General features: G+C 63.7%; 8 protein-coding genes. 1 reads left to right on the top strand and 7 read right to left on the bottom strand.

Annotated features, from left to right (window positions below):
• Window positions 1-187: 187 nt before the first annotated feature.
• Window positions 188-3,691 carry a P-loop NTPase family protein gene (locus AC1D01_RS13635; protein ID WP_477867019.1) on the top strand — a complete coding sequence of 1,168 codons (3,504 nt, stop codon included), beginning with the start codon at window positions 188-190 and terminating at the stop codon, window positions 3,689-3,691.
• A 121-nt stretch (window positions 3,692-3,812) separates the two neighbouring features.
• Here AC1D01_RS13635 and AC1D01_RS13640 read toward each other — a convergent pair whose 3' ends face one another.
• The 7 genes from AC1D01_RS13640 to AC1D01_RS13670 form a co-directional block, all read right to left on the bottom strand.
• Window positions 3,813-4,514 carry a P-loop NTPase family protein gene (locus tag AC1D01_RS13640; RefSeq protein ID WP_477867021.1) on the bottom strand — a complete coding sequence of 234 codons (702 nt, stop codon included), beginning with the start codon at window positions 4,512-4,514 and terminating at the stop codon, window positions 3,813-3,815.
• Between the two features lie 711 nt (window positions 4,515-5,225).
• The gene (gene tnpC, locus AC1D01_RS13645) at window positions 5,226-6,893 is read right to left on the bottom strand and encodes an IS66 family transposase (protein WP_477867023.1); all 1,668 of its coding nucleotides are present in this window, start codon (window positions 6,891-6,893) and stop codon (window positions 5,226-5,228) included.
• Between the two features lie 59 nt (window positions 6,894-6,952).
• Complete coding sequence (gene tnpB / locus AC1D01_RS13650) at window positions 6,953-7,288, bottom strand: IS66 family insertion sequence element accessory protein TnpB (RefSeq protein WP_477867025.1); 336 nt, start codon at window positions 7,286-7,288, stop codon at window positions 6,953-6,955.
• Entirely contained in the window at window positions 7,285-7,680 is a 396-nt protein-coding gene (gene tnpA, locus AC1D01_RS13655; RefSeq protein ID WP_477867027.1) for an IS66-like element accessory protein TnpA, read from the bottom strand. The genes tnpB and tnpA overlap by 4 nt, the downstream gene beginning before the upstream one ends.
• 287 nt (window positions 7,681-7,967) lie before the next feature.
• On the bottom strand, window positions 7,968-8,390 hold the full coding sequence (locus AC1D01_RS13660) for a hypothetical protein (RefSeq protein WP_477867029.1): 423 nt from the start codon (window positions 8,388-8,390) through the stop codon (window positions 7,968-7,970).
• 65 nt (window positions 8,391-8,455) lie between these two features.
• Window positions 8,456-9,274, bottom strand: a complete 819-nt coding sequence (locus tag AC1D01_RS13665; protein WP_477867031.1) for a DUF4150 domain-containing protein — start codon at window positions 9,272-9,274, stop codon at window positions 8,456-8,458.
• Window positions 9,262-10,281: hypothetical protein (locus tag AC1D01_RS13670; protein WP_477867033.1), on the bottom strand; the 1,020-nt coding region annotated here is incomplete at its 5' end. The genes AC1D01_RS13665 and AC1D01_RS13670, both read right to left, overlap by 13 nt.

The following is a 10,281-nucleotide window of genomic DNA, read 5'->3' on the forward strand; positions in this document are numbered from 1 at the left end:
AGTGGCACGCCTGTGTGAAGCCGAGGTGCGGCGCGCGAGCCAGTCGACCGTCGCTGTTACATGGGGCGGGAGCCAGACCACCAAAGACGGAGGTGTTGATGTTCATGTCGCGCTGCCAGCTGGCGTGGCATGGGCCGAGGGCTTCGTTCCGCGTCGCGTTGCCGGCTTCCAGGTTAAGAAGCCCGACATGGCGGCAAAAGCCGTCAGGGATGAGATGAGGCCAGGCGATACGCTGCGCCCGGTCATCGCCGACCTTGCCGCCGTCCAGGGTGCTTACGTCATCGTCAGCTCAAGCGGCACGGTCTCCCATACCGGCCTGAGCGACCGCAGGAAGGCCATGCGCGAGGCTCTTGGTGATCTGGTTGGCGGGGAGGACTTGCATCTCGACTTCTACGACCGTCGCCGCTTGGCGACGTGGGTCAACGCATTTCCTGGCGTCCTCGTGTGGGCGAGGGAGCGAGCTGGGCGTGCGATTGCCGGTTGGCGTGCTTGGGGTCCATGGAGTGGCGCTCCGGAGCAAGCGGGCAGTTTCATCGCGGAAGAAGCGCTCCGAGCGCGCCAAGGTAGCGAGGAGCTTTCGACAGCAGCGGCACTCGAATGGGCGTGCGAGGTTCTTGCTCGACCTGGCAAGGCCGTCCGACTCGTCGGCCTGTCCGGCGTGGGCAAGACAAGGTTTGCACAGGCGCTTTTTGAACGTGAGGTGACGGCCAAGTCTCTGGACCCGGCGGTGGTTTTGTACGCCAACATGAATGATGGCCCCACCCCTCAGCCTGTAGCCGTCGCCACCGACCTGATTGCCTCGGCGCAACGTGCCGTGCTGATCGTCGACAACTGTTCCTCCGCCTTGCACCGCCAACTGGCGGAGCTTTGCGCTACGTCGGGCTCGGTGCTCAGCTTACTGACCATCGAGTATGACGTGCGAGAGGACCAACCGGAGGGCACGGAGGTGCTGGGTTTAGAGCCGGCGTCGGAGGAGCTGATCAACACCTTGTTGCGGCGACGCTTTCCTGAACTCAGCGGGATCGATGCACGTCGCATCGCGGTGGTGGCGGGTGGGAATGCACGCATCGCTATCGTCTTGGCCGATGTGGTACGGCGCTTTGGAGAGATTAAGAGCCTCACGGACGACGAACTGTTCCAACGCCTTTTCTGGCAGCGCCATGCCATCGACAAAGAACTGCTGCAGGCCGCGAAGTTTTTGTCGCTGGTGTATTCGTTCGATGCGGACCCCGAGTCCGATGCCAGCGAGCTAGAGATCCTGGGAAGGCTTGTCGAACAGACGCCACGCCAATTGCTCAGCGCGTGCAGCCAACTGGACTCGCGCGACCTGCTGCAGCGACGCGGTCCCTGGAGGGCGATATTGCCGCACGCCATTGCCAATCGACTGGCCGGCTGGGCGCTTGATGAGATCCCGAACGAGTGGATAGATGGCCCTCAAGGCCTAGGCGGGTCGCCGAGGCTGCTGCGTTCATTTTCTCGACGGCTCTCCATGATCGGGACTCATCCACAGGCCATGAAAGTCGCGGCTCGGTGGCTGGCCCCGGGCGGTCCGCTCGGCGACCTGTTGTCACTGAACGAGGATGGACACCACATGTTCATCAACATTGCTGCCATAGACCAGACGGCGACGTTGAAGACGCTGGAGCGTGCAAATTCACCCGGCGTCTGGCGCCAGTTCATGCAGGTGATTCGGTCGCTTGCCTACGAACCGGTGATGTTCGAACGCTGCGCCGCGATGCTGTATCAGGTCGCTGTCGCCCCCTCGGCGACGCCGCAACAGAACCCGGCCAGGTCGCACTGGGTGTCGCTGTTCCAGATCATGAGCTCAGGCACCCACGCCACCTTAGCGCAGCGGGTGGCGCTCGCTGAGTCGCTGTTGGATGCCGCGGACGGCACCAGCCACTCGATGGGATACGCTGCCATCAACCAGCTACTAGCCACCGCAAACTTTCACTACAGCATCACCGATGAGTTCGGTGCCAGGTCGCGAGACTATGGCTATCGCGCCCGCAACACTGACGAGATCCGCGCATGGTTCGCCACCGTGATGCAGTTGTGCGAACGCAGATTGGTTGATCACCGCGATGCAATCAGGTCCGCTCTGGGCAGCCACCTGCGGGGGTTGTGGACTCGTGCAGGGATGCACGAACAGGTGGACGCGCTGGCACGTCGCGTTGCTGCCGATGGGTTCTGGCTGGAGGGGTGGGCGGCCTGTCGTCGCATCTTGCGCTACGACCAAAATAAGGCGGAAGGTGACGTTCACGCCCGGCTCGTTCGTCTGGAGTCTGCTCTTCGTCCGGCAGGACTTGAACAGCAGGTCTCGGCGGTGCTGCGGGCAACAGGCTGGAACATGGAACCAGATTCGGATAGCCCCTCACCCGATGCGGGCGGTTCCTACCAACGGCGGGCCGAGGCCGCGAAAGAACTCGGTGCAGCCCTCGCGAATGAAGCGGCGTTGATCGACCAGCTCAATGACGATTTGTACAGGGGCGGTGTCGCTGCCTATGCGTTGGGCCAAGGCTTGGCGCAGAGCTCGGCCGACGCTGATCATCTCTGGCAGCGACTGTTGATGGGCTTCAAGACGCGGCCCAAGGCTGAGCGCGACCCCCGCGTGCTGATAGGGTTCCTATCTGAACTGGCTGCGGGTGACCGGGCGCTGGCGACCAAGCTTTTGGATCTGGCATGGCAGGACACGTCACTCTCTGAAATACTGGTCGAACTGCAGCTCGGGATGTCACTTGATGATCAGGGACTGAATCGCCTGCAGGCGGCCTGGGCAGCAGGCACGATTTCCACCGTGCAGTTGAAGTCCATTGGCCATGCTTCCAAGTCGCTTGATCCGGTAGCTTTACGCGACTTCCTGATCGCGATTTCGAATGACCAGCTGGGTACGCACGTCGCGCTGAGCATCCTTTCGGCGCGCGTCTGGAGCCCAGAAAGAGATTGCGAACAGCAGCAGCCGGCCCTGGTCGATGCAGCGCGGCATCTGCTGAGTAGGCTGACGTTGGATCGGAGCCAGTTCACGGAAGATTCGGACTACGAGTTGCGCGATCTGATCCGGCGAATGCTGCCAAGCCCGGACGGAGAATCTGCCGCTCAGCAGTTCGCCCGGCAGCTAGTCAGTGACCTTCTGGCGGATCGCGTCTATGCTTTCGAGCACACGGATTTGATGCGTGCCCTGCTTGAAATCCACCCCGTTTCGGTGCTGGATGCCTGGTTCGACGTGGCGGTAGATGACGGCGCGGCGGCGCGGCTGCTGCAGGCGGACAAGCATCACGGTGTTTCACCGACCGATGTCATCCCAGCGAACAAGGTGCTGCAGTGGTGCGAGAAACGTCCGGCCGAACGATTTCTTCTGGCCGCATCGTTCGTGCCGTTTTGCGAGCCGAGTGAAACTGCCGAGGATGGCCCTCGTTGGTCTACACAGGCGCAGCAACTGTTGATCCACGCGAAGGATAAAGATGCCGTGCTGGCCCGCCTCGCCGATCAGTTCTCACCGTCTTCGTGGAGTGGGTCACGTGCCACCATCATCGAGAGGAATGCCACCTTGCTCGGCCAGGTCGGACAGATCGTCCCGGCCGAGCTGACGCCAGGGCTTTCTGCGCTGCGACAGAGGCTTGCCAAGGAGGTCGAGGGGGAGCATGCGTTCGAAACGAGAACCCAACGGGGCCGCGATGAACGTTTCGAGTGATGAGAATTTGGCAGCCAACGCGCTCCGCGATGCCGCAGTGTCAACGATGATGCTCGCGCGAATACTGAGGCGGCAGGTTTCAGTTGCGGCGCCATTTTGATCTCTCGCCGCTCCCTCGTGATCAGCCAGAATGGCTAGACACGAGCTCGATCAAAGCGTTGAGCTGCACCAAATAAGCCTCGGCATTCCTCCGGGACAGATATGGCGACGCGCCGTAGAGGTAGCCCGGTGAATACTGAGGATGGCGGGTCACGGCGTGCAGTTTGTCGGTCGGCACCTGGACATGAAGATTCCGGTAGTCCTCGTACTGAACGTGATCGTCACGTTGAGCCATTCCGAGTGGCTTGTAGTCACGGCCGAGCAAGATGAAGCGATCTCGGCCCTCAAGTGGCTGCAGCACGTAGGGCAACAGTACCCTCATCTCGATGTAGCCGACAGACATCGAGTGGACGGCGTACCGCGGCAGAGAAAGCGCCAGTTCGAGGTAGTTCCTGGCGTACTCCAAGGCGCTCAGGGGATCGGAGTACTGACTCCATAGATCCGGCATCTCGCGGCGCTTGATTCGGTCCGCGTCGGACATGCGCGCGGTACGAGAATCTATCCGGAACACTGCCCTCATCTCCTCAAGGGTGCGCGAGAAGATGGGATAACGGCCACCAGGAGCCAACTCGACTGTCCGATGGAGGATTGCCCAGTTCTGAAAGCCGCGCTGAACGGCCTCCCGATCCAAGGCTTGCGTATGGGTGACGCCCTCGGCGAAGGCGGTTTTCTTCGCTTGGCGCCGCAGGCGCTCAAGGTCGTTGGGAGCCAGAGAGATTTTCATGATCGATCCAATGGTTTGCGCGCCGTCCGTCTTGGTACGCCCACACACCAAGCCTGACAACGCACCAAGGGATGCGATCAGATTCCCGCGGATTTGCCCGCGGGCACGGTGCCGATACGGCTTCGCCAACAAGGTGGGCGGGCAGGCCGACGTGACGGCCTAGAACTGAACTATATCGACAATGCGGCCGCGAGCAAAGGGAGAATTGCCTTCAAGGTGGCGTCGTGCAGCTCAGTCGCATGAGGGAGGCTAGATGGCGAATAGATCCAACGGGCAAAAGCACTGGAACTTAACTTCGTTGGACGAATGGTGGGTTTTGGCTATCGCACTGTGCGTAGCCATTGGCTTGTGGCTTGCATGGAGCTGGGAAGGCGCTAGCCTGGCCCACCGGCTTGTTGCGCATAGGCCTGCAGTCGAAGCGGCTGCTGCTGCAGCCAAGGCCCCATCGGCAAGCGCTGCTGCTCCCCCTGGAGTCGCTGAACTCGGTCAGGCTGGCGACTCATTCGGCGGTGCCAACGCGCTGTTTGCAGCGATCGCCGGTGCGCTTGTGTTTTGGGCAGGGTTTGTGCAGGCAAAATCACTCAAAGAAGCCAGGGACGAATACAGCGACGAGCGACGAGCGACGAGCGCGGCAACGGGAGCAGTTCGAGGCACTGTTCTTTCAGCTGCTCGTGAGCGTCTGGCCGTCCCATCTTGACGGCGGTCAGTTGCTCAAGTCTGCGGCGGAGTCCACCGATGAGGCAACAGCTCTTCGAGTCGGCTATTGGGCAGCATCGGCAGCCGCTCCAACACGTCACGCAAGTAGGCCCAGGGGTCATGCCCGTTCAGACGTGCTGACTGCACCAGGCTCATGATGATGGCCGCTCGCTGACCCGCCAGCTCGCTACCCACGAACTGCCATGCTTTGCGTCCCATCGCCCAGGGCTTGATCTGCCGCTCCAGGTGGTTGTTGTCGATCGCCACCGCACCGTCTTCCAGGTGCCGCGTCAGCGCCGCCCAGTGCCCCAACGTGTAGTCGATCGCCTTGGCCGTCGTGCCGCCGTCCGGGACGAGGCGCCGCTCCAGGCTGAGCCACTGGTGGAGCTCGTCCCATAGCGGCTTGGCCAGCCGCTGCCGCTGAGCTCGTCGTTCGTCATCGCTGAGGCCCTTGAGCTCGCCCTCGACTTCGTAGATGCGCGCGAACCGCCGCAGCGCGTCCAGTCCGATGGGACTCGTGCCGGCCTTCGTCAACTCCTCGAAGTTCCGGCGTGCATGCGCTGAGCAGGCGGCGCTGATGCGACCCGGGTAGTGCTGTGGGTCCACCACGGTGTCGTACGCCCCGTAGCGGTCGGTGAGCAGCGTCCCGGCCCATCGTCGCTCGCCGCGTCGCTCGTCGCCGTTCAGGAACGCCACCGGGTACTGCGCTGCGCGCCCTCGACAGAAGTCGTAGACGACGCCGGGCACCGCGTCGTGCCAACTTCGCGCGTAGGCCCACATGTAGGCCCGGCGGGTCTTGCCCGCCCCGGGGTCCAGCAGGGCCACCGGCGTCTCGTCGGCGTGCAGGACATGGCAACCGAGGACGAAGTGCTTGTGCAGGTCGTACAGCGGCTCCAGCGCCGCGCCGACCTGGCCCGAGCCGGCCGCCAAGGTCGAGCGCGGGGTATGCACGCCTGAGCGGGCATTGATGGTCTCCTGCCGGTAGTACGGCACGTGATCCACGAAGCGGCTGATCGCCGTGTGCGCGAGGAACCCGCTGGCGGCGATGCCGCCCTCGACGATCTCCGGCACGCTCGGTGCCTGCTTGAGCACTTGGCAGTGCCGGCAAGCCCACTTGCCGTAGATGTGGCGATGCACGAAGAACTCGGCCGGCACGATGTCCAGCCGCTCGGTGATGTCTTCACCGATGCGGGTCATGGGGCGCCCGCAGCCGTGCTCCTGGCAATCGGTGCTGTCGGGCTCATGGCGGTGCTCCACGCGGCGCAGATGCTCCGGCAGTGCATTGCGACGGGGCTTGCGCGGCGGCGCCTTGGGCTTGGTGCCGGCCGCCGCCGCGGCCGCCGCGGCTTCACGGCGCAGCCGATCGAGCTGCGCACGCAGCGCGGCTTCGTCCTCGGCCAGCGTCTCTTCGAACAAGCGCCGCTGGTCAGCGTTCATCGCCTCGGACTTCGCGCCGTAGGTCCAGCGCTTCAGGCGCGCGAGCTCGAACTGGATCTTCTCGATCCTGGCCTCGCGCAGCGCGATCTCGCGGTCCTTGCGCAGCAGCTGCGCGTCGCGTTCGGCGAGTTCGCGGCCCTGTTGTTCAAGCCGCTGCTGCAGTTGCTCGATGAGCGCGGCTGCCTGCGGGGTCAGACCTTGCAGGTCGTGAGGTTGGAGGTCGCGAGCGCCGAGCATGTCCGGCATCGTGCCGGGCGCGACGGCCTCGCGCCATCGGCACAACTGCCGTTGTCAGCGCGCGGCGGTCATGCTCGGGTGATGCACTGCATCTCGGGCAGGCGCTGCCAGGGCAGCCCCAGCACCAGGGCGTCGAACTGCGCACCCGTGAGCGCCAAGGAGGGCGCAACGCCAGCGACCGGCCAGACGAAGCGGCCGGCGTTCAGGCGCCGCGCCGCGCACCACACGCCGAAGCCGTCGTGCACGAGCAGCTTGATGCGCGTGCCACGCGCGTTGGCAAAGAGGTAGCCATGGTGGGCCTGCGCGACACCGAACACCTGCACGACGCGGGCGAGCAGCCGCTCAGGCCCGGCGCGCATGTCCACGGGTTCAGCCGACAGCCACATGGCGTCGATGCGGATCATCGAAGCAGCTCGCGCATCCAGGCAGCGCACTCGCTGGCCGCACTGGCCGGCCAGGTCACCGTGACGGCGGTCGGGCCGCGCTGCAGCTCGATGCGGATGTCGGCTATCGGTGTCGGCGCAGCGGGCGCAGGCAGCGCCACGGGCACAAACGCGGGCGCCAGCGTTGGATGCTCCACCCTGCGCAGAGTCTTGGCGGGCACGTCGATCGACGTCGTCATCTCTGCCTGGCGCACCCAGCGGCGCAATAGGTTGGCGTTGATGCCATGCGCCATCGCCACGGCTGCCATGGACATCCCCGGCTGCATGCAGGCTGCCACGGCATTGGCCTTGAACTCGTCGCTGTGGAGCCGACGCCGGCGCCGAGCGCCAGCGGGTTGGACGGGGAAGGTCATACGTATCCACCAAAGTTGAGGTGGGTACGAGGCTCCTATGTGCCTATCGCATTCTCAAGATGGTCAGACTGGACGCTCACGCAGCACAATGCCGCTGCCGTCGCCCCGCTTGGCCGCGTCGGAAGTAGCCGCCACCGCGATCCAAGGAACGTCCCTCGCAGCGGCTTGTACATCCATCACATGCGCCACCACCGGACCGACGCTGTGGCAACCGCATCCCTTCCAAATGGAGCAGCCATTCCGGAACGCCGATCGGTTGAGGTTTCAGCAAGTCTGCCGTTGCGTGGTCACCCTCGCGGAAAATTGGCCATACGCGTCCGAAGAGTTCTGACGTCATCAGCATCGAGTGCCAAGTCCTCGCGCTCTTGCACCATGTAATCGATCACCTCGCACAGGACCTCTAAGCGCGCCACTGACAAGTGAGGCCCAATCACCGCATCCCAGAAACCCCGGTCTTTCAAGCAGGTGATGATGTGCGCTCTTGTCAGCGGATTCTCGAAGAAGCCCACCACCTTCTGCTCGTGCAGGCTTACCACCAGAGCGCGCAGAAATGTACCGAGGTAAGCTGCAGMAGCCTGCACAGGCAGGTCAAGAAGGGGTGTAGAAGCAAGGAAGCCAACAGAGTCAATATCGACCGCCATGGGATCCACATCGATGAAGGCATCAGCCTCTTCCTGTGTCCAGTTCCATCCGGTCAGTCGCAGGTCCATGAGGTGCGGGGCAGGGACGTCCGCCCAAGCCTCCTCCACCGCATGACTCAACTCCAATGCGTCTCTCATAGTTTGCTCAGAACGTCCTTTTGATTGGCAATCTGTTTTGCCAGGTCCGCAACAGCACCCTCATGGTGCGCCCTTCTCTCTGCCTCGGTGTCGTATTTTTTCTTTGTCCATTCGATCTTGTCGCACCCTTTGTCGATGTACTCGCGACGCTTGACCTTCAGGCGTTCCAATGCCTCGATCTGCTGTGTGATGAGGGCTTTGATGCCGTCGACGTCACCGGCCAGAGGGCGATTGTTAAAGATCCGGTTCTTGATGGGCTTGATCTGCGAGGCGTAGCCCGCCTGCTCGGTCTTGATGACATCGTAGTCCTTGTGGATCTTCTCGCACTCCTCGGCAAGCTCCYGGTCGGCAGCTGAAAGCCCCGCCGGAATCATGCTGCTCGTCGACGGCGCACCCGACGTCCCGGGCGGGTGCGACCCGTGGTTGCTAGTCGTCAGGTCGAGGTGCCGGCAGACGGCTTTGCCCTCGATCTTCACATCCATCGACCAGGCCTGGAAGTAAGTCTTGCCGGTGATCTGGTGCGTGATCACGCTCGCCCCGAAGCTGCGCGTGGCTGCCTCGTTGCCCAGCGTTGCTGGCTTGTAGTACGACTGCTGCGCGAGAGCTGCTGGTTGGCGCCCCAGCAGCACCGTGACGGAACCCTCTTTGAGGTCGCTGGAGAAAGACGTATCGGGATAGGGGACGGGGATCGGTCCCGCCGGCGGTCCCGGCGGGGACAGGCATACGTCGGGGAATCGGGCGATGCTTTTGTTCAAGTCGCCCTTGCCGGCGACTTCTCGCATGTTGGCGAAAACCGCGTGCGTCACCTTGTCCACCTCGGATGTGATACCACTGCCGCCGCGCGGTTGTGAAAAGCTCCGCTCGCATGGAGCGCCGCTACCGGGCCGGGCRCATACCCGCGCGCCCAAGCCTGCTCGACCCAAGCCAGCTGCACGAAGCCAGCAACCGCGCCACAGTCGCCCACGCAGTCGGCTGGGTGCCACAGAGGCTGCTCAGGACGTACCTGCCGCATCAGTCGCGCCTGCGTTACGACCAGTTCCTCGAAGGCATAGGACTCACCTCCAACGTCACTCAAACGAAAGTCAACCTCGTGAAGCCCGAGACCCGCCTCGACGAGCGCAGCACGTAGCGCCGCCGTCATGCCGTTGGCGCGGAAAGGCTCTTCATTCGTGACCGTCGCCGGCTCGGTCCCGAAGCCCAGTCCCAGCACGGCGAGACCACCCCCCTCCGGCGGCTCCTCGCTGACCAGGACGATGCAAGCTGCCTCGCCAGGGATCAGGCCGTCGCTCTGCAGGCTTGTCTTCAGCCGTCCGGATCGATCGAGCCAACTCAGTGTGCGCGCGTCGATCAAGCTGTCCACAGCGACCACCAGGCATGCTCGCGCCTGCGTCTCGCTGTGCATCGTGCGCGCAAGGCTGAGCGCCTGGATCACGCCAACTGCGCCGCCCGCCACGTGCGCGGTTCGCCCGTGCGTGGAGGGTGCGCCATCCGGCAACTGTGCGTTGCTCATCAGGCCGGCCAACCGCGCCCCAGGCCGGTCTGCCTCGCGTGTGCACAGGATCAATGGAAGGGATGCGGCCCGCAGACGCTCTGTTGACGGGGGATCAAGTTGCTCGAACGCGAGCCTCAACAACGCGGCCTGTCGATCGCGACCGCGCATTTCCGCCGGCAACGCCTCAACGGCGGCGCCCACGAGCGGCTCGCCTTCTCTGTCGGTGTAGTGCAGCATCGTGAAGCCGGAGACGCCCGCTCGCAGCGCTGCCGCAGCGCTTCTCGGCTGGTAGCCGACGGGGCAGATGAGGCTCAGACAGGTGACGTACAT

The organism is Rhizobacter sp. P3_B12 (genome assembly GCF_056402895.1).

Coding starts and splice junctions, on each gene's coding strand:
- tnpB (WP_477867025.1), bottom strand. CDS start 7,288: ATGATCCGCATCGACGCCATGTGGCTGTCGGCTGAACCCGTGGACATG.
- AC1D01_RS13635 (WP_477867019.1), top strand. CDS start 188: ATGGCGGCAAAAGCCGTCAGGGATGAGATGAGGCCAGGCGATACGCTG.
- tnpC (WP_477867023.1), bottom strand. CDS start 6,893: ATGCCGGACATGCTCGGCGCTCGCGACCTCCAACCTCACGACCTGCAA.
- AC1D01_RS13640 (WP_477867021.1), bottom strand. CDS start 4,514: ATGAAAATCTCTCTGGCTCCCAACGACCTTGAGCGCCTGCGGCGCCAA.
- tnpA (WP_477867027.1), bottom strand. CDS start 7,680: ATGACCTTCCCCGTCCAACCCGCTGGCGCTCGGCGCCGGCGTCGGCTC.